The 21,636-nt window shown below is 36.9% G+C and carries 17 protein-coding genes; 7 read left to right on the top strand and 10 right to left on the bottom strand.

Annotated features, from left to right (window positions below):
• Positions 1–2 precede the first annotated feature (2 nt).
• Entirely contained in the window at positions 3–1,394 is a 1,392-nt protein-coding gene (locus PVV60_RS02670; RefSeq protein ID WP_273722943.1) for an amino acid permease, read from the top strand.
• 106 nt (positions 1,395–1,500) lie between these two features.
• On the opposite strand, the gene ilvC is transcribed toward PVV60_RS02670, so the two are convergent.
• The 3 genes from ilvC to PVV60_RS02655 all read right to left on the bottom strand — a co-directional run bounded on the left by ilvC (position 1,501) and on the right by PVV60_RS02655 (position 5,707).
• A complete protein-coding gene (ilvC, locus tag PVV60_RS02665) occupies positions 1,501–2,520 on the bottom strand; it encodes a ketol-acid reductoisomerase (RefSeq protein WP_273722942.1) in 1,020 nt (339 codons plus the stop codon).
• Between the two features lie 1,247 nt (positions 2,521–3,767).
• The gene (locus tag PVV60_RS02660) at positions 3,768–4,502 is read right to left on the bottom strand and encodes a pyridoxine 5'-phosphate synthase (RefSeq protein WP_273722940.1); all 735 of its coding nucleotides are present in this window, start codon (positions 4,500–4,502) and stop codon (positions 3,768–3,770) included.
• Positions 4,503–4,585: 83 nt separating this feature from the next.
• The gene (locus PVV60_RS02655) at positions 4,586–5,707 is read right to left on the bottom strand and encodes an ATP-dependent RecD-like DNA helicase (RefSeq protein WP_273722939.1); all 1,122 of its coding nucleotides are present in this window, start codon (positions 5,705–5,707) and stop codon (positions 4,586–4,588) included.
• Positions 5,708–6,747: 1,040 nt separating this feature from the next.
• Here PVV60_RS02655 and PVV60_RS02650 point away from each other — a divergent pair.
• The 5 genes from PVV60_RS02650 (at position 6,748) to PVV60_RS10825 (ending at position 10,126) form a co-directional block, all read left to right on the top strand.
• Positions 6,748–7,674, top strand: a complete 927-nt coding sequence (locus PVV60_RS02650; protein WP_273722937.1) for a D-2-hydroxyacid dehydrogenase family protein — start codon at positions 6,748–6,750, stop codon at positions 7,672–7,674.
• 271 nt (positions 7,675–7,945) lie between these two features.
• Positions 7,946–8,260, top strand: coding sequence for an MFS transporter (locus PVV60_RS02645; protein ID WP_273722935.1), 315 nt, complete (start codon positions 7,946–7,948; stop codon positions 8,258–8,260).
• A 104-nt stretch (positions 8,261–8,364) separates the two neighbouring features.
• Positions 8,365–8,604 (top strand): hypothetical protein, encoded by a 240-nt coding sequence (locus tag PVV60_RS02640; RefSeq protein ID WP_273722933.1) that lies wholly within the window; start codon positions 8,365–8,367, stop codon positions 8,602–8,604.
• 588 nt (positions 8,605–9,192) lie between these two features.
• On the top strand, positions 9,193–9,906 hold the full coding sequence (locus PVV60_RS02635; RefSeq protein WP_273722932.1) for a hypothetical protein: 714 nt from the start codon (positions 9,193–9,195) through the stop codon (positions 9,904–9,906).
• Positions 9,854–10,126: a TauD/TfdA family dioxygenase gene (locus tag PVV60_RS10825; RefSeq protein WP_273722930.1), complete on the top strand. Its 273-nt coding sequence runs from the start codon at positions 9,854–9,856 to the stop codon at positions 10,124–10,126. Before PVV60_RS02635 ends, PVV60_RS10825 begins: the two co-directional genes overlap by 53 nt.
• Before the next feature lie 684 nt (positions 10,127–10,810).
• Here the strand turns inward: PVV60_RS10825 and PVV60_RS02625 are convergent.
• The 7 genes from PVV60_RS02625 to PVV60_RS02595 form a co-directional block, all read right to left on the bottom strand.
• Complete coding sequence (locus PVV60_RS02625; RefSeq protein ID WP_273722929.1) at positions 10,811–12,613, bottom strand: acetolactate synthase 3 large subunit; 1,803 nt, start codon at positions 12,611–12,613, stop codon at positions 10,811–10,813.
• Positions 12,614–12,883: 270 nt separating this feature from the next.
• Complete coding sequence (gene miaA / locus PVV60_RS02620) at positions 12,884–13,756, bottom strand: tRNA (adenosine(37)-N6)-dimethylallyltransferase MiaA (RefSeq protein WP_273722928.1); 873 nt, start codon at positions 13,754–13,756, stop codon at positions 12,884–12,886.
• A gap of 796 nt (positions 13,757–14,552) precedes the next feature.
• The gene (locus PVV60_RS02615) at positions 14,553–16,076 is read right to left on the bottom strand and encodes a Do family serine endopeptidase (RefSeq protein ID WP_273722927.1); all 1,524 of its coding nucleotides are present in this window, start codon (positions 16,074–16,076) and stop codon (positions 14,553–14,555) included.
• 151 nt (positions 16,077–16,227) lie between these two features.
• Complete coding sequence (gene hflC, locus PVV60_RS02610) at positions 16,228–17,166, bottom strand: protease modulator HflC (protein WP_273722926.1); 939 nt, start codon at positions 17,164–17,166, stop codon at positions 16,228–16,230.
• 2 nt (positions 17,167–17,168) lie between these two features.
• Entirely contained in the window at positions 17,169–18,308 is a 1,140-nt protein-coding gene (hflK, locus tag PVV60_RS02605) for an FtsH protease activity modulator HflK (RefSeq protein WP_273722925.1), read from the bottom strand.
• A gap of 119 nt (positions 18,309–18,427) precedes the next feature.
• Positions 18,428–18,937, bottom strand: a complete 510-nt coding sequence (locus PVV60_RS02600) for a dihydrofolate reductase (RefSeq protein ID WP_273722924.1) — start codon at positions 18,935–18,937, stop codon at positions 18,428–18,430.
• Positions 18,934–19,728 carry a thymidylate synthase gene (locus PVV60_RS02595; protein ID WP_273722957.1) on the bottom strand — a complete coding sequence of 265 codons (795 nt, stop codon included), beginning with the start codon at positions 19,726–19,728 and terminating at the stop codon, positions 18,934–18,936. The genes PVV60_RS02600 and PVV60_RS02595 overlap by 4 nt, the downstream gene beginning before the upstream one ends.
• 213 nt (positions 19,729–19,941) lie before the next feature.
• Between PVV60_RS02595 and PVV60_RS02590 the strand changes: the two genes are divergently transcribed.
• A complete protein-coding gene (locus PVV60_RS02590; RefSeq protein WP_273722922.1) occupies positions 19,942–21,249 on the top strand; it encodes an MFS family transporter in 1,308 nt (435 codons plus the stop codon).
• The last annotated feature ends 387 nt before the right edge of the window (positions 21,250–21,636 follow it).

The following is a 21,636-nucleotide window of genomic DNA, read 5'->3' as shown; positions in this document are numbered from 1 at the left end:
AAATGAACAAACAAAATTTAGAAAAAAAAACTAAGAAGAAATTGCAACGTGGACTACATAACCGACATATACAACTTATAGCCCTTGGTGGAGCTATTGGAACCGGTCTCTTCATGGGATCAGGAAAAACAATCAGCGTCGCAGGACCCTCAATTCTACTCGTTTATGCAATTATTGGTTGTGCTCTATACTTTGTCATGCGTGCTATGGGAGAATTATTGCTTTCTAATACACAATATCGATCTTTTATTGACTTCTCAACCGATCTTCTAGGACCGTGTGCCGGCTTCTTTATCGGCTGGACATATTGGTTGTGTTGGATTGTCACCGGAACCGCTGAAATTATTGCTATTGTCACTTATACACACTTTTGGTGGCCCGAACTCAATTCGTGGATCCCTGTTATAATTGGTCTTATGTCCTTTTTAATTCTTAACCTCGTCGCCGTAAAACTATTTGGTGAACTTGAGTTTTGGTTTGGTTTTATCAAAATCGTAGCAATTCTAGTCTTAATTGTTGTAGGATTTTATATGATCTTTACCGGTTTTATCTCTCCAAACGGTACGGTTGCTTCTCTTAGCCATATATGGAATGGTGGAAATATTTTTCCGCGAGGAATTACAGGCTTTTTTGCTGGATTTCAAATTGTTATTTTTGCTTTTGTTGGCATTGAACTCGCTGGAACAGCTGCTGCTGAAGTAAAAGAGCCTCAAAAAGCTTTACCACAGGCTGTTAATTCAATACCAATCCGCATTGTATTCTTTTATATATTCTCTCTTCTTGTGATTATGTCTGTGACGCCGTGGAATCAAATCAATCCAGAAAAAAGCCCATTTGTAACAATGTATGCACTTATTGGTATTCCAACTGCTGCAGGTTTAATGAACTTTGTTGTCCTCACAGCTGCCGCATCTTCAGCAAATAGTGGAATTTTTTCTACCAGCCGTATGATATATGGACTAGCAACACAAAAAGGTGCTCCTAAGTTTTTAGGAAAACTTTCTCGTAACAACGTTCCAGCCAACGCATTATTCTTTTCATGTTTATGCATCTTATTTGGTTATGCAGTTGTATCGTTATCTCAAACCCTCATAGCTGCTTTTACAATTGTTACGACGATTGCCGCAATTTTGTTTATATTTGTATGGTCTATCATTTTGATCAGCTATATCGTCTATCGTCGTAATCGTCCTCTCCAGCATACTGTCTCTCCTTATAAAATGCCAGGAGGTGTTGTTATGTGTTGGGCGCTTCTCTTTTTCTTTGCATTCATTATTTATTTATTGTCATTAGAAGCTGATACTGCCATAGCTTTAAAATACACCCCAGCATGGTTTATATTTTTAGGAATTGTATACTTTCTTTTTGGAAGAAAGAATTATGCAAAAAATTAAAAAATAAAGCTTATGTTGCAAAAAACATATAAAAAAGGGTAACTAAAGTTACCCTTTTTTGATATTTATCTATAAAATTATAAAAGCTATTGACAAATTAGAAGCTTTAATTACGCTCTTTATCAACCAAAGCATTAGATTTTATCCAAGGCATCATAGAACGAAGTTTTTTGCCAACTTCCTCAATAGGATGATTATCATTTAAACGCCGCATACTTTTAAAATGAGCAGCACCAGCTTTATATTCTTGAATCCAATTTGACGTAAATTTACCCGTCTGAATATCCTTCAAAATACGCTTCATTTCTGCTCTTGTTTCATCCGTGATTACACGCGGACCAGACATATATTCGCCCCATTCAGCTGTATTAGAAATCGAATAATTCATATTTGCAATGCCCCCTTCATACATGAGATCAACAATCAGTTTAACTTCATGTAAACACTCAAAATAAGCCATTTCCGGTGCATAACCTGCTTGTGTTAATGTTTCATAACCTGCTCGAATCAGTTCAACAAGACCTCCACAGAGAACCGCTTGTTCACCAAAAAGATCAGTTTCGCACTCTTCTTTAAATGTTGTTTCAATCACCCCAGCACGTCCACCACCAAGTCCACATGCATAAGATAACGCTACATTATGTGCATGTCCTGAAGCATCTTGTGCCACCGCTATTAAGCAAGGAACACCACGACCACGTTGGTATTCATTGCGCACTGTATGACCTGGACCTTTAGGAGCAATCATCACAACATCAACTGTTTTTTTAGGTTCAATCAAGCCGAAATGAATGCTCAAACCATGCGCAAAAGCAATCACTGCCCCACCACGTAAATGATCATGAATATGCTCTTTATAAATATCAGCTTGCAATTCATCTGGTGTTGCCATCATGATGAGATCTGCCCATTTTGCAGCTTCCGCAACACTCACCACTTCAAAACCATCGGCCATAGCCTTCTTAACTGTTTCCGACCCTGAACGCAAAGCTATTTGCACATTTTTAACACCGGAATCTTTCAAATTTAAAGCGTGCGCACGCCCTTGAGAACCATAACCAACAATGGCTACTTTTTTCTCTTTAATGAGATTAACATCCGCATCACGATCATAATAAACACGCATAAAAAAACTTCCTTCTTTTTCTATTTAAACTGGATTTCAGATTATTTTTATTAAATAAGAAACATTATTTTCAGGGCATCACACACTTATAAAGGCAAAAAACACCGCTTATAAGAACACAGCAATTGAATAATTTTTAAAGTTTACATATTGCATAGAAAAAACTGTAGTCCCCAAACATTCCAAAAACATATACAGATCCCCAAATAAACTTCAACTGCTATTCTACAAAAACAATAATTACACAAAACAAGATTTCTAAAGAAAATATATCTGCTAATTTTTTACTCTTCTATCTTACAACAAAACGCTATATTCTAAAAATTAAGATAGAACATACAATTTTTAACATGAACCAAATCAATACGGATAGCAAGAAAAATTACAAAATAATAAGTATTGTTTTAATACAAATTTCAAAAGCATATACAACAATATCTTTAGAATAATAGAGAGGACGTTTTTACTTTTTACGTTCTTTAGTATCCACGCTTCTCACGCGAAAAAGAATACCCCTATACTGCCATTATATTATTCATTTATGGCACCTTATAAAAAACTTTTCATGTGCTCGAGCCCTTTTCAAAAATCCCCTATAATAGTCTAAGGTTTATTGCACACTACTCTCTTTACTTCATAAAGCTAAAATTCGATATCATCATTCTATTTCACAGCTCTTATTGCATTAAACCTATTCATAAAAAGCATTTTCTGACTTTAAATCTGTTCATGATGAAATCATCAAAAACCTTATATGACAAAATCAGCATTGCACATAGATAAAAATATTTCTTATAAATTATCTCATTGCAAAAGCTGCCACAACATTAAATGAGCAAATAAAAAGATGATAGCAATAGATTTCATATCATCCATGAAGATTTTACATTATACTATTCACAGATAACCCGTAAAATAAGCTCAAACATCAAGAAAATTTGTGTATTGATCCATTAAAATCCTACGCACTCCTTTATAAGGAAAATACTTTCAAAACCCTATTTTTTCTCCCTTCAAAGAAATTATAGTAGCAAGATTTTAAAACTTCCTCATAATAGACTGGTACAAGTAAAAAGCATCGCATACACTTAAAAACAAAAGATAGAAAGCGACCAATAAACAGAGCAATAATAACATGTTATAATGCATGCTAATAGTGCTATTTATTTAAACATATATTATTTTTTTAAGATAAACTGGCAAAGCTTTATAAAAACTTCTCTTGCAATTTTATAGAGAGAAAAAGATTACGATAATAACCGGATAAAACGCTGAACAGTCTCATACATTCCATACTCTAATGCATCAGCAATGAGCCCATGGCCAATAGAAACTTCATCAAGCCAAGGAATATTTTTGACAAGAGCAGGAAGATTCATAAGTGTCAGATCATGACCTGCATTGATACCTAATTGCACCTCTTTGGCTTTTTTTGCCGCTAAAACAAGTTTATTGAGCTCTTGAATTTGTGTTGTTTTGTCCTGAAATGCACCACCGTAAGGCCCAGTATAAAATTCCACACGATCAGCCCCTATTGCTTTAGCAATATCAAGACCATCGCTAGTAGGATTAGCAAAAAGTGATACACGAATCTTTCTTTTTTTCAAATGCTGAATAATAGGTGTTAAAAACTCTGCATCATGAGCAAAATTCCAACCATGATCAGACGTTGACTGATCTGGATCATCCGGAACAAGGGTAATCTGATCTGCATACTTTTCTGCTATATCCAAAAATTGATCACTGGGATAACCTTCAATATTAAACTCAGCTGTAGGAAAATTGTTCTTGATTAAAGAGTATATATCTGGCAAATCCGCAAAACGAATATGCCTTTCATCAGGGCGTGGATGAACCGTCAAACCTGCTGCTCCAGCAGCAAGCGCTATATGCCCAATATTCGTGATACTTGGCCACGGAAGATTACGTCGATTACGCAAAACAGCAACAGCATTAAGATTAACCGAAAGTTTTACCGCCATGCCCATTTCCATTTTTTATAGTGTGTAACAAGATAGAAAAAAGGCATTTTCCATCTGAAACTTAGATGATATACATATTTTTTCTATCGAACAATCATTAAACGTTCTGCTGCACGCGTAATTCCCGTATAAAGCCAGCGCGCATACATATCACGAAATGCAAAACTTTCATCAAACAAAACGACGTTATTCCATTGGGAACCTTGCGCTTTATGAACTGTTAATGCATACCCATAATCAAAATCATCATATCGCTTTTTTAATTGCCATGAAATTTCTTGATCAGGATTTTCAAATGCTGCTTTTAACAGTTTAATCTTTGCGACCCCACGCTCACTTTCTTCTGGTTTCACAAGAAGATTAATGCTTGGTTTAACGGTCTCCTTCTGTGAAGTCATCACCTTCCATAAAGAGCCATTCAACAAACCTTTCGTAGGATCATTTCGCAAACACACCAGCTTGTCTCCTGCTTGTGGATAATCTGCTGTAAATCCTTTTAACACACGCAAACGCTGATTATAAAGGTAGCGCGTACGATTAACCCCTACCAATACCTGATCAGCATCTAAAACCAATTGTTGATTGACCTCTTTACGTGTAACAACGCGCGCTTCTCCATAGTCACCATAAACGATATCGCGTCCTTCACGCACATCCATAGCAAGACGTATAATCGGATTATCTCGCGCTTGCCGATGAATTTCTGAAAGAAGAAAATCTGGTTCTCCATTGGAAAAAAATCCTCCACCTGATATAGGAGGCAATTGACCTGGATCACCCAGAACAAGAATTGGCGTCCGAAAGCTCATTAAATCACGCGCCAATTTTTCATCTACCATTGAACATTCATCGACAATAATGAGTTTAGCTTGTACAGCCGCACTTCTTCGATTTAATGTAAATGTTGGAGCAATAGACTTCTTTCCTGTTATTTCATCGGAAACTTCTTCTTCTCCACGTGGACAATAAATCAACGAATGAATCGTACAAGCATTGCTTGCACCTTTAGAACGTAAAACCTTCGCTGCTTTGCCCGTAAACGCAGCAAACTGAACAGAACCATCAACTGTTTCAGCAAAATGACGGGCAAGTGTTGTCTTTCCTGTCCCCGCATAGCCAAAGAGACGGAAAAGCGGAGAACGCCCTTCCTTCAACCACGCGGCAACAGCCTTCAATGCACTATCCTGTTCCGGTGAAAACTGCATAACTTACCAACATACGATTTGCATAAAAAGAGCAATATTTTGAAAAAAACGACTATCAAGAAAAACTTTTTTATTAAGAATTGCTGACACATGCCCACCTAACAACTTTCGTAGCACAATTATCAATTATTTACCCATTGCTTTTTCAAGATATTGTAACAATCTAAATTTTATCTATACATCGATCTTCTTTGTAACACCTTATACTTATCAGATAAAATATCATCTTTTACAACAGTATCACCAACAATGGAATATGCATATCTTAAATTTAAAATAACACCTATATACGCTTTTTCTAACCAAAATTTAGAATGAGAAAAAGAGCATTGCAATTGCAAAACTCTCGCTAGAAAAAATGTCCTTAACAGGATAAGAATAATGTAGTTTTATGAATAATATTTTACACAATCAATCAGCTTTCTTGCACATAAAAATAAAGTACATCCACTATTACGAAATAATAATTAAATATATCAAAACCTTTTGGCAGAAATAGAAATAGCTCTCAACAAAACGACTTAATCCTATGATGATACACCTATAAAGCTCCTATCTCCCTCTTATCATGATTTTAATAAATTTACTCTTTATGCTACAAATAAGTTATATCTTAACGAATAATAGAGAGACACCACACTTATATGAAGCACGCTTTCTCTCGCACAAATATGGAGCTTTTTCTGTTTCGACAATAAAATATGATTCGTAAGTATGGCCTTCTTGGTAGTTTATTATAAGAAACTGGAACATGGATTTCAGTCCAGCATAGCACTTCAAATCCGTCCTCTAGAATATGAGAAAAGCGCAATTTTCCATCTACTGAATCAAACTTTTTCTTTTTGTCGCAATGTGTTAAAGTTTATAAAAACGAACTGATTAATACCATTCTTATTGCTAGAAATAACAATGAAATCAAGAGGTATAATTTGTTAATAGGCTTAGCGTTATGTCAAAATATCAGCAGTAAGATTGCTTTTTGGTTGTTTTAGAAATGAAATAATGGCTCAAATATTGATGAATGAAACGGGAGGCTTAAATTGAAAATATTAATTCCAGATGACTATCAAAAAGCCACCCTAACATTACAGTCTATTAAAAAATTAATGAAATCGCATGAAGTGCTGGTTATAAATAATTTAGCTCAAGAATGTGATTTAGAAGATAAGCTCAAAGAGATAGATATCCTTATCTTAATTAGAGAACGGACTATAGTTGATAGAAATCTTCTCCTGAAACTGCCAAATTTAAAATTAATCTGCCAAACAGGCCCTATAGGTTCACATATTGACATAGAAGCTTGTAGAGACTTAGGAATTGAAATATTAGATGGTGGTGGAGATCCAACTTCTGCTGCTGAATTTGCCTGGCTCTTAATGATGTCTGCGCGTAGAAAACTCTGTAAATCTGTGTCTGATATGAAAAAAGGACGATGGCAAACAACATTTGGCAACCAAATGAAGGGGGCTACTCTTGGAATATTCGGGTTTGGGCGTATTGGTAAAATGGTTGCTCAATATGCTCAAGCTTTTGGCATGTCCATTTTGGTTTATGGGAGCGAGCGTTCAACGCAAGAAGCAAAAAATTTAGGTTATCATTTTACGCATTCAAAAGATGAATTTTTTACACGTCCTGACATTATATCCGTACATTTACGTTTAAGTGATAAAACCAGAGAAATCATTCAATTAGATGATCTATTGCGCATGAAACCTCATGCTCTTTTTGTCAACACAGCGCGTTCAGCTTTGATTGAAAACGGAGCGATAGAAAAAATATTAAGTTTGGAAAATTCAACTTACTTTGCACTGGATGTTTATGACAGCGAGCCAGTATATGAGAGCAAATTATTGCAATCAGAGAGAGTTCTTTGCACACCGCATCTGGGCTATGTGACTAAAGAAAGCTTTGAGAATTATATGAAAAAAGCTTGCCAAAATATAGCGTCTTTTATGAAGAGCGCTTAATGCCGGCTGAGCCAATGTTTGTAAAATTTATCTTATATCGCTAGCGTATCAAATTTGCACGACACATAATAGCTTATTTCCTTAAATGAAGCATATTCCTTAACTTGTATATTAATACCAATCATATTGACAGATTTTTATGTCATCCGCATAAAATACCTCATTTATTGTTGCAAGCATTATTAAAAAAGGCTACAAGAGCACTTTCATTGTAGGGGGCTGAGTGAGCAATCATCAATTTATAGAAAAAAATTATTATCGATAGATTGTATTGCTTGTTGCCACTATCGCTCAAGCATCAGCCTGCTTCTTTGTTCAAGGGATTGGTCCTTTAGCTGAATTTTTTAAGAAGGATTTCTTGCTGAGTGACTCTCAAATAGGTTTGCTGTCTTCAGCAGCGCAATTCCTACCTATTATTGGCTTACTTATAGCTAGCGAATTACTAGACAAGTTTAACGAGCGCTATATTGTTGGCGTTGGCGCACTCGGCGTTTCTGTCGCTCTTTTGTTGGGAGCAATCGCAGATAACTATATTTCCCTTTTGGTTTGTTTGCTCATTGTAGAGGGATTTTATAGTTCTGCTTAACCCAGTGGCGCTAAATCTATTTCTTCATGGTTCCACCATCGCAGCGCGGATTTGCAATGGGAATAAGGTAGGCGGGACTACCATTAGGTGGAGCATTAGCTGGGATGGTTCTTCCTGCTAGTACGCTTGTCTATGGCATACAAGGTGCGTTTTTGGTCGGTGCCATAGTTTCTTTTTTAGGGGAATGTATATTTATTATTTTTTATCACGCACCAGCAAAAGTTGTCGCTATCGTTCCCAAAAGCAAAGCAAAAGTTTCGTTCTATGCAAATGTAAGGTCTCGTCTTGCGATGTTGGCTGCGCCGCATATGAAGAATATTATTTTTCAGGCGTTTCACTTGTGATCGTTCTCAATATGTTTTAACCATTTTTATAACGATTTATTTTTATAGAATCTATCACCTGCCTCTAGAAAAAGTGCTTATTTGTTTTTTGTTTCACAGGCTTCTGGTGCCTTAGGAAGAATTATTTTAGCAGCGTGGAGTGATCATTGTAAAACAGGATGATTTTTTCCTGTCTTGTTTTGCATGATTGCAGTCGTTTTTGGATTTTTAATATTAATTTTTGGCATGTGTGGATCCATAATTTATTTAACTATTTTATTTTCTTGGTTAGTTTTTTTTGGATTAGGATGGTATGGCCCTTGGGTTGCTTATATTGTAGACTCTTAAGCCGAAAGAAAGCGTTGGCTTTTCTCTGGGGTTAGTAATATCTGTAAATCAAATCGCAATTATTACTGCGCCACCATTATTTGGATTAATCCAAGATTTTACAGACACTTATTTACTAACATGGCTGATTTTAATTATTTTTTTTCACTTTTTTAATAAAAAAGTAGGGAAATATAATTGGGAAAGAAATTATAATGATAAATGAAAATACTTTTGAGTTGAGCAATGGCGAAAGAGACAACCTTTGGGAGGCTTTAGACCATGTTATTTATGATCCATACGGGTGGTATTGAATATTCAGTTGAGCTAAAAAAAATAGCATTTTCGCTACTACCCCATAGAATCTTGGCAATTCTTATGAATCAAAAGATGTCTATTACCCCTAGACCATATTTAGTCTTTGAAAACCTTCCTATTGATAGAAAAATTAATACGTCACCTAATCCTTATAATTTAGATGCGTCTTGTAAAAGCGGTTATATAAGCGAAAATTTAATTATGATGTTTTCTTTATTAATCGGAGAGCCATATTCAATTAAGTTTGAAGGCGAACATATAGTAAATAACCTAGTTCCTTTAGAGGATAATAAAAAGGATTATACAGGATTAGGATCTGAAGTTGAGTTAGATTTTCATATAGAAAATGCTGCACTAAAATTTATAAAAGGTTTAAATTTATCTCCTAAAGGGATACTTTTAACTGGTGTTCGCAATGATGTCGATGGCCCGTTAACGAGAATATCTGATGCACGTCTAGCTTTAAAACTTTTAAGTGAAGAGGATTTGGGTAGTTTAAGGGATAATTTATATATAATTAATGTTCCCTATAGGTGGAGAAAAAATGGCCCCCCCCTACAAGTAAAGTGCTCCTCGTTCAAGGGAACAGTGAATTCCAGATATCAGCGCTGTTTTTTATCCGGGCATGTTAGAACCACAGTCAAAAAAAGCCAAGGACGCTTTAGATCATTTTTATGAAGCTATTAAGGCTGTATCTTTTGGAATTGATGTACAACCAAAAAGGTTATTATACATTGATAACAGAATGGCTCTACACTCTAGAGATAAATTTTCTGGATCATTTGATCGTTATGAAAACCCAATGCGGTGGATTCAAAGAGTATTTGTGTCTGCAGATTTATGGAATCATAGATATGTAGAACAAATAAAAGAAAGAGTCTTTGACTTTCAATGTTAATGTCTTGATCATGATATGATGTTGAGTATTATATATTATTGACGACATATCTCATATGTATAGATTTCTCCCGCATAATCAGGTGAGGTTACTACCTAACTATAAGCTATAGTAGCCCATTGATTTTCTATGGCTGCATTTGATCTTTGTTATTTTTGCCCTTCCTTTCAAGCCGCTAGGGGGCTTTTCCTATTAAGCCCTTGAAAGAGCGATTTGGAGTAATTTCATAATGCGAAACCGAAACATAGTGACAAACTCTTCTATTGTTTTCACAAGTATAACGGTTTGCATGGTTGCACCCTTCAAGCACAGTGACTTTTTTTCTTGCACGATGGAATCTTTCATATATGAGACAACATAATTAATTTATAACAGATAATTCAATGTATTATCTAAAAAATGCAACGAAATAGCTATTAATGCGAACATATGAATTAAAAAAAACAAACATCGCGTACAAATAAATTCAAACATAGTTGGGCACACAACTTATAACATTTTTTAGAAGAACAAATAATAATACACGCCATGTCTTTAAACAAAGCCCCATGTCTTTAAACAAAGAATGAAAATCATAAAATGAGCTCTAAGGATAATAGGAACTCTCCACAAAGAAGAGACAGAGATGAAGACTCCAAAGACTTCATCATCACCATCCTTCACTATTTTTTTAACATATTCATTTTATACAAGAATCTTTCCCTCGGAGGAAACAGCATTTGCAATAGCTTCCTCGCTTGCCTCATCGGGTAATAACATCTCATTATGGGCGCATCCCGATGGGATCATAGGAAAACAGTTTTCTAAATGATAAACACGACAATCAAAAAGAACAGGCTTATCACAGTCAATCATCTGCTGAATTTTATCATCAAGTTCATCGGGTTTTGAACAATGAATTCCCACGGCTCCATAAGCTTGTGCCAATTTCACAAAATCAGGCATAGATTCCGTATAAGAATGAGAAAGACGATTACCATGCAGCAATTGCTGCCACTGGCGAACCATCCCCATATACTGATTATTTAAAATGAAAATTTTTACAGGTGTGTCATGCTGAATTGCCGTTGCAAGTTCTTGAATATTCATCTGAATTGAAGCATCACCAGAAATACACACAACAAGCGCATCAGGGTGTGCTATTTGAGCACCGATAGCCGCAGGAAGACCATACCCCATCGTTCCTAACCCACCAGAAGTCATCCAATGTTTTGGTTCATCAAAATGATAATATTGTGCTGCCCACATCTGATGCTGTCCGACATCCGTTGTGATATAAGCGTTCGCATCTTTGGTAAGAGCATACAGCCGTTCAAGAGCATATTGTGGCATGATAACATCTTTTTTTTTCATATATGCCAATGAATTACGAGCTTTCCAACGGTTAATCTGTGTCCACCACGCTTTGCGACTTTCTTTATCAAACTTTGATTGATGCCTATACAAATGTTGCATTATATCTGCCAAAACATGAGCCACATCGCCAATAAGTGAAACTTCTGCTTTTACAATTTTATTGATGGAAGAAGGATCAATATCAATATGAATAATACGCGCATGAGGTGCAAATGCATCCAATCGCCCTGTGATACGATCATCAAATCGTGCTCCAACAGCTAACATGACATCACAATCATGCATAGCCATATTAGCCTCATAGGTTCCATGCATCCCAAGCATTCCAAGCCAATTTTTACCAGAAGCAGGATAAGCCCCAAGACCCATTAAGGTAGAAGTAATGGGGAAATCTCCCAACTGAACCAAATTACGTAAAAGCTGTATAGCTTCCATCCCCGATGAAATTACACCTCCACCAGAATAAATAATAGGACGTTTTGCCTCAACTAAAAGAGAAACAGCCGATTCAATAGCCTCACTATTATTCTCTTTCAACAGTAGAAAAGAATGTAAAGACTCCTGAACTTGAGGTGCTCTATAAATTCCTGAAGCAAATTGAACATCCTTAGGAATATCAATCAAAACCGGACCAGGACGACCTGATTGAGCAAGAGAAAAAGCTTCATGAATAATAGCCGCAAGATCATTGACATTTTTAACTAGCCAATTATGCTTCGTACAAGGCTTTGTAATTCCAACTGTATCAGCCTCTTGAAAAGCATTTGTTCCAATCACCGTTGTTGACACCTGCCCAGAAAAACAAACAAGAGGTCTAGAATCCATAAGTGCATCCTGCAAAGGTGTCACAGCATTCGTTGCCCCTGGACCAGAAGTCACAAGCATAACCCCTACCTTCCCTGTGCTGCGTGCATAGCCTTCAGCCGCATGCCCTGCGGCTTGTTCATGGCGCACCAAAATATGCCGGAGTATATTTTGATGATAGAGCACATCAAAAATAGGCAAAACAGCCCCACCAGGGTAACCAAAAATATGTTTAACCCCTTGATCTATAAGAGCCTGAACCACTATTTCAGCTCCCGACATTATTTTTCCATCTGCACTCTCTTGCTTTCTTGGATCATTTCTCATTTTTCCCACTCACCTACTTTATAGGACAATAAAAAAGCCCCTAACGGAGCCCATAAAAAAAGACCCCAAAGGAGCCCATTACACAACACATACTGTATGATTACCCCCCATTATTCCAACGTATAAAATATATAAAAAATTCCTTGTAGAAAGATTTCTAATTCCATTGATACCATTCGTCAATAAAAAATTATATTTTCTAAAAAATTTCTTTTTCACGAATTATCTTTTATCTTTCGAAAGTTTTTTTGCAAAGCTCTAGTTCTTTTATCAAAAAGTAAGTATCCATTCTTCATCAAATTGATTACGAAACCATGTTATTTGTCTTTTTGCATATCTCCTCGTTTGTACTTTCACCGCTTCAAGAGCATTCTCAAAGCTTCTATATCCATCCAAATAAGCCATAAATTCAGGTATACCAATAGCCTTCATTGCTGGTAATGAAGGGGAAAGCTTAAGATTCTTCATGATCATCACTTCTTCTAAAGCTCCTCTTTCAATCATAGAATCCAAGCGTTTATGAATACGTTCATAAAGCAGAGGACGTGGTGGCATGAGAAGAATTTTTTCGGTCAAATTCGGCGCAATGAGAGGTGTTGTTTTTTGTTTCTGCCACCAACTGAGCGTCTTACCGGTTGCATCATAAACTTCCAAAGCACGGACAATACGCTGTCTATCGTGCGAAGAAATTTTTTCAGCAATAACAGCATCAATCTGCAACAATTGGCGATAAAGACTTGCAACGCCCTCTTTATCAAGCAGCAAACGCCACTTCTGCCGCACAACATCTGGAACATGAGGGATTTCAGAAATCCCTTCTAAAAGAGCACGAAAATAAAGTCCTGTTCCACCAACAAAAATAACGGATCTTAAAGAAAAAGTAGCCAATAGCTTCTCGACATCACACAACCATTGCCCTACTGAATAATTCAAAGTAGGACTCACATGACCATAAAGATAATGTGGAACAATCGCAGTATCATCCTCCCTCGGCCGTGCCGTTAAAATATTTAAAACATCATAAACCTGCATTGAATCAGTATTAATAATGAGAGCATTTTTTTCTTGAGCCATTTGCAAGGCAAGTTCTGACTTCCCACTTGCCGTTGGTCCCGCTATTAATGTAACTGTTCTCTGCTTCATGAATAGCAATTTCTCCCTATCAATAACTTATTGCAACATGCTGACACCCCCAAACGCCCCCTATGAAACCTATAAAAAAGAAAAAATGGACTTAATAACAACACCAAAGGAATTTCCAAGCATTTTTGCTATCCTAGTTCAATAATAAACTACAGCCATGATCATTCTGTCCGTTAGTCCATTAAAAACAAACATATTCTTTGTCATCATTTATGAAAATAATACTGAGCTTAAACTATACAATCAAACAGCTTTATTGTTTCCTATAAAAACAGCATATTATTCTGATTTACAATAGGAGATTCAGAATTTGTCTTTTTCACGCTCTTTCTCTTTTATAACTATTTTTTCATCCATCACCAAGAAAAGTATAAATATATATAACTAATTTAGTCTAATATGATTTTTCTCTAGGAGTACTTTTTTTGCAAACTAAAGTGAAGTGAAAAAACGTGCTCTATAGCACACAAGATACAATCACAAAGTGCTAAAAGTCTCACTAGATAAAACATTATTTATAATAATAATTGACTTAAACACAAAACATAGATCTCTCATGCAGAATTTCAAATGCCTAAGCTGTTGCAATATTGAGAACTGAAAAATACTATGATGGCACCAATTTATACTTTATATTCAGCATAAAGATATAATGATTTCCAATGGATTTGATATTGCACACCCCATGCTCTCTATCGTTAAATGAGCTTGAGAAATATGGGACACCACATGGCTGAGCCACAAAATATCCCATATACTAAGGCTGATAAAAAACAAAAATTTAATTTTTTAAGGATCAATCCATTAGGAGCGTTACGAACCGCAACTCTCCATCTGGACGCGCTACAATAAATAGAGCATTTTTGCGTCCAGCTTCACGTAATTTATGAATACGTTTTTTAGCCTCATCAATTGTTGTGACAGCACTCTGATTGATATCAACAATCACTTCACCAACGCGAATACGCTTTTTATCTGCTGCGCTATTTTGTGCAACAGATGTCACCACTAGTCCTCGAAGTTTATCTGAAATTGAATAACGATGACGCAAATCCTCTGTCAGTTCAGATAACGTCATTCCCATAAATTGCATCGTCACGTTTTTCGACAGATCATTGTCTTTTTTATCATCAACTTCTTCTATATCTTCATTTGGATCTGTTTCAATCAAACGTCCAAGCTTAACTTTTACTGTTTCTTCTTGACCATTCCGCAAAACAGTAACATCCACCACTTTTCCTTCTGAACTTTCTGCAACTAAACGCGGCAAATCACGAGCATGCTTAATTTTGGAATTACCAAAGGAAAGAATAACATCTCCAGTTTGTAACTGGCTATTATCTACATTATTTTCTTCCGTCTGTTCTATTTTACCAGCCACCAATGCTCCTACAGCATTGTCCAATTTTAAACTTTTTGCAATATCCTCTGTTACCGGCTGAATACGAATAGCCAACCAACCACGCCTTATTTCTCCAAAATCACGCAATTGATTAATAACAGAAAGGGCCATATCCGATGGAATAGCAAATCCAATACCGATAGATCCTCCAGAAGGTGAAACAATTGCTGTATTAATGCCAATGACTTCACCATTTCTATCGAATAACGGACCACCAGAATTGCCCCGATTAATTGCTGCATCTGTTTGAATAAAATTATCATAGGGACCAGCATTAAGATCACGGTTACGTGCAGAAATAATACCCACCGTCACACTTCCACCAAAACCATAAGGATTACCAATAGCCATAACCCAGTCACCAATACGTGCTTTTTCTGAGTCACCAAAACGCACAGCTTTTAATTTTTTACGTCCTGCATCGACTTGAAGCAACGCCAAATCAGTTTTGCTATCCTTTCCAAGAAGCTTTGCCTTTAGTTTTGTACCATCCGTAAAATTAACTTCAATATCATCAGCATCAACAATAACATGATAATTTGTAACAATAATCCCTTTTTGCGCATCAATCACAAAACCAGACCCTAAAGAGCGCACCTTTTGAAATTGACTATCTTTTTGACCATCTTTGGGTGTGAAAAAATCACTAAAATATTCCTCCAACAATGAATCTTTTGGGATAACGGGTACAGAGGTGTTTTCATCCTGTTCTGTTCCTTCAACAGTCTGTGCCGTGGAAATATTCACAACTGTTTCCAAAAGCTCAGAAGCTAAATCAGGAATAGAAAGCAATGCCTTGCTTGTCTCTGCGCCCCAAGACAAACTCACTGATCCTGATAGAAACAAAGTCACACAAAAAACAAATCTTGTGATAAAAAACTTTAAAAACGTATTTTTACTCACGACACTTCTATCCATGACATGCCTTTAACCAAAGCTGCAAAGAGCCCCACTAAATTTATCTATGTAAAACCAGCACAGCCCAATACTCTCTACCACTTTTACCATAAAAGAAAATGGTCACAGATCTTTCTGTTCATGCAAAATTTCATATCTGCAATCCATTATTTTATCTATTCTCTTCCGATTTTGGATTCGTTTTACTGAGACCAGTATTCATTGTCGGTAAGAATGCTTTATTTGCCTGCGGCGGATTACGAAAATAGAAAAAGAAATCCTCATTTGGTGAAATCACCATCGGAGTACGCTCTAAATTCTTGTATTGTTCCATCGACAACCAAAAATCGTAAAAAGATGGATTAGCCTCCCTCGCATTCAATAAAAGACGAATACTTTCAGCCTGACCTTCACCACGGGTAATTTCAGCATCACGCTTTGCAGCTGCTACGATTTCTTCATATTCACGATTAGCTTCTGCCACAATACGATCTCGCTCCTGCTGACCACGAGCACGGATATTTTCCGCAGCAGCTTCACGTTCAGCTGCCATTTGCCGATAAACATCTTCTGAAACAGCATCCGTCAAATCGGTTTTACGAATACGCACATCAACAATGGTAATACCCAACGAACCTGCATCTACAGAAAACTGCTTCTGTACTTCAGCCATCATCGCACCTCGTTCATCCGATAAGGCTGCTTTAAATTCTCGCTTGCCATAAACAGCACGCAAAGCGTCAATAAACCGTGGTGCAAGGTTTTCACGTGCCGCAATTTGTGGACGCCCAGAAGCAATGCGCTGTAAAAACAACTTAGGATCTGTAATACGGTAAATAAAGAACGCATCCACCTCATAATACGCACCACCACGAACCTGTACAGATTGTGTAGGAACATCGTAACGCAACAACCGATTATCAACAATGATGATCTTATCTATAAAGGGTGCCTTAAAATAGATTCCAGGATTAGATTCTACCTGAACAATTTGTCCAAAACGCTTAATCGCTACTTGTTGACGAGGATAGACGATAAAAACGGACATCCACAAAATCATCAAAACAAATACTATAGCACCAAAAACAAACAAAAAACGAGATTGCTGCATAATTAATATCCTCCAGAAATGCGAGAATTTGAAAGCGATGCAGGACGCGCTGATGTTGCCTTCAATTTTTCTGATGAATTGCTACGCAACAATTCGTTCAAAGGTAAATAGGGCACCGCTGGAGAATTTGCCTGATCAAAAACTAACTTATTTGGTGAAGAAAGAATACGCCCCATCGTTTCCATATAGAGACGGTAGCGAGCAGCTTCTGGTGAAATCGCAGCCTCACGAGCTATCGCCTGAAAACGCTCCGCACGCCCTGTTGCCTCTTCGACCATTTGTGCCTTTTCACCTTTTGCGATTTCTCGTGTGCGTGAAGCTTCACCATTTGCTAAACCAATTTTCGTAAAACGCACACGATTTCCCTCTTCAATCATTCTTCCACGTTCCTGCTCTGCCTGCTGAACAGAATTAAATGCAGCAGCAACCTTTGTTGGAGGAGCAGCTTCACTGATAGACACACGGCTTATTTCAACACCAAGTTGATATTTATCTACAGTCAACTGAATAATCTTTCTAACGTCATTAGCAACTTCTTCCTTTTTATCACGTAAGACATCATCAACCGGCCGCGAACCAATGACTTCACGCATTGCACTCTCAGCAACTTGGCGAACTGTTCCTTCTTGATCATTCACATTGAATAAAAACTGACTAGGGTATGAAATGCGATAGTAAACGGAAAAATTAACATTAACGATATTCTGATCACTTGAAAGCATTAAGCCATCACTTTGTTGCGCCTGACCGGGTTTCCCACCAATCGCGATTGTTTTTTCCGTTAAAGGTACTTTCATATAGGTCTCAATTGGCCAAAAATGAAAATGCAACCCATCACCAATAATGCCTTCTTTAGGGATACCAAAGCGCAACTCCACCGCTTGTTCATTTTGCTGAACAATATAAAGTGACTGATATAGCCAAAAAAACGCAATAAGCAGAAGGAATAAAACAGAAAGACTACTTCTTCCAAATTGTTTAAACTGATCCTGCCCTTTGCGCAAAATATCATCAAGATTGGGACTATTATCACCACCATTATTGCCACCAGAACCAAAGAGATTCTTAGCTGGTTTCTTTTTGTCACCACTGTTTTTATTGCCATTCCACGGGCCACCACCATTTTGATTTGTCCAGGGCATTATCACCTCTTTAACTAATTACCACTACTCGAACACCAACCATTTGCTTGATCTTATAGGGTGTCTCTTACCTCATTACAATACAACTGATAAACCCTTCCACTTCATATTACAAAAAATTATTTCCGCTCATAAATAACAAAACGTGTCGGATGACTATCTTTATCCCCTTTTGGAATATCTTGTGTTTGCACAATAGTCCACTTTTCTTTATCAAAAACAGGAAAAAAACTATCACCTTCTATAGAAGCTAAAACTTCTGTAAAAAATATTTTATCAGCCATATGCAACCCTTGTTGAAAAATTGCACCACCACCAATAATAAAAATTTCCTCTACATCATTTTGAGAAGCAACGCTTGTTGCAAGAGAACAAGCTTGCGATAAAGAGTGAGCAACAACAGCCCCCCCAGCACAAAAGGTGCAATCACGCGTAATGACGATATTTGTACGCCCTGGTAACGGACGCCCAAGAGAATTCCAAGTTTTTCGCCCCATAATAATGGGCTTACCCAACGTCAAAGCTTTAAAGCGTTGCAAATCTGTCGACAAATGCCAAGGCATTGCACCTTCACGACCGATAACACCATTTTCTGCAACAGCAGCAATTAAACAAATGGAAATCGTCATATTGCTACCGGCGCTTTAATATGGGGTTGTGCTTCATAATTAAGCAACTCAAAATCCTCAAATTGAAAAGAAAAAAGATCTGTTACCGCTGGATTTATGCGCATACAAGGCAAAGCATTTGGTATACGAGACAATTGATATTTTGCCTGTTCAAAATGATTAGAATAAAGATGGGCATCTCCCAGAGTATGAATAAAATCGCCTACTTTAAGACCGCTTACTTGCGCAATCATCATCGTTAGCAATGCGTAGGATGCAATATTGAATGGAACACCTAAGAAAATATCCGCCGAACGCTGATAGAGTTGACAAGATAATTTACCCTCCGCAATGTAAAATTGAAAAAGACAATGACACGGAGGCAAAGCCATTTCCTCTATTAATGCAGGATTCCAAGCTGATACAATCAAGCGACGAGAATCTGGCGTTTCCTTAATCATCGTTAAAAGATTGTTAATTTGATCAATATGGCGTCCATCAGGAGCAGGCCAAGAACGCCACTGATAACCATAAACAGGACCAAGATTTCCCTTTTCATCAGCCCATTCGTCCCAAATCGATACACCATGCTCTTTCAACCATGCGATATTTGTATCGCCTTTAAGAAACCACAAAAGCTCATAAATAATTGAACGTAAGTGTAGTTTCTTTGTTGTCAACAATGGAAATCCTGCTTGTAAATCAAAGCGCATCTGATACCCAAAGATAGATCGCGTTCCAACACCCGTTCGATCTGTCCGATCAATACCCTGATTTAAAACATGAGATAAAAGAGCAAGATATGACTTCATAGGGTTATTATGTCCGATTCTTCTCATTATAGAAAATAAAAACTGTAAAATCCGTACAAACATAATTCAAATCTTTTTCCGAAAGCATCTTGCACAAGAAATTATCATGATCTGACTAAATTTTTGATGCAAAAGATAAAATACTATAGACAGCTTCTAAAAAAATGACATAAATGAACAAAGATGGATGAACATAAAATAAAGGGATCGACTATGGAAAAACAAGAATCTTTAGCACCGCATGATACAAGAAAACGTGTTCTTTCTATCATATCAAGCGCATCAGGTAATTTGGTGGAATGGTATGATTTTTATGTTTACTCTTTTACATCTATTTATTTTGCCTCGCAGTTTTTTCCTTCTGATGGAGATGTTGTTACCGAACTTTTAAAATCTTCTATTGTCTTTTTTATCGGCTTTCTTATGCGTCCAATTGGTGGTTGGCTTTTTGGTTTTATTGCTGATCGTTATGGACGTAAACGCTCTTTACTTATTTCTGTTTTTATGATGTGTGGCGGCTCTTTTCTTATTGCTCTCCTTCCTACCTATGAAACCATTGGAACAACAGCAGCCGTTTTACTCGTTTTGCTTCGTATGATCCAAGGACTGTCCGTTGGCGGTGAATATGGCACAACAGCAACTTATATGAGCGAAATCGCCCTCAAAAACCGCCGTGGATTTTTTAGCTCTTTTCAATATGCTACGCTTATTGGCGGTCAGCTTCTTGCAAGTCTGGTTATGTTTATTCTCGCCTTCTATCTCACAGAAGATCAGTTAAAGGCATGGGGATGGCGTATTCCTTTTGTGATTGGTGGATGTGGCGCAATAGTTGCAATTTATCTGCGTCGTTCTCTGCATGAAACAACCACAAAAGAGAGCCGCTCTCAAAAACACACTGGTAGTCTTAAAGAGCTTCTAGGCAAGCACGGAAAAGCGTTCCTTTTAGTGATCGGTTTTACAGCTGGAGGATCGCTCATATTTTATACCAGCACAACTTATATGCAAAAATATTTGATCACGACGAGCGGATTTGATAAACCCACTGCCAATACAATAATGACTGCTGCACTGTTTGTTTTTATGTTACTCCAGCCTCTCTTTGGCTCTCTCGCAGATAAAATTGGCACTAAAACTTCACTGCTTATTTGGAGCACCCTCTCCATCATCTTTATCGTTCCAGGGCTCAGAATCATTGGTAGCACCCATGACACTTGGACTGCGCTCTTAATCATTATTGGAATGCTGTGTATTTTGAGTTTTTATACATCTGTCTCAGGTATCGTAAAAGCAGAAATGTTTCCTGCTTCAGTACGCGCCATGGGGGTTGGACTCTCTTATGCTATTGCCAATGCAATTTTCGGCGGCTCTGCTGAAACTGTAGCTCTCGAATTTAAAAAACATGGACATGAATCCATATTCCATTTTTACATAGCCGGCATGATGATCGTTGCCTTCATCGCAATTTTCTTAATGCCAGATGCTCGCAAAAAAGGGTATTTACAAGGAGACGATATTCATTAACCTTTGATATTAACAAAAAAGGATTTTAACAAAAAAGCCCAATACTCTGGGCTTTTTTATATCTGCCTTATGGAAATTTAAAGCTCACAATTTTTTATCCCTTCAAACACTCTAAAGAAGAAATTTTCTCCCCTGCATATGCCGCTTATAAAAATAAATGGCTTCATATTATGATGTAATAAATATTTCTTTTGCTGAATTTAGTTCACTGAAGATAAAAAACGTTTGATTTATTTTAATATTCCCATTTCCACTCAAAGTTGAAAAAACGTGATCATATTTTAAGAAATTTTATCAATAATAAAGATTATACGTTGCCTCATGCTTTTGTTTAATACGTTTTTAATGGAACCCTCATGCAACACAAAGCCTTTCATGAAAAATAGA

It is taken from the genome of Bartonella sp. AU18XJBT, from assembly GCF_028618595.1.
Taxonomy (GTDB): domain Bacteria; phylum Pseudomonadota; class Alphaproteobacteria; order Rhizobiales; family Rhizobiaceae; genus Bartonella.
Note: the sequence above shows the minus strand (reverse complement) of the source record. Positions and strands in the feature narration are given on the sequence as shown.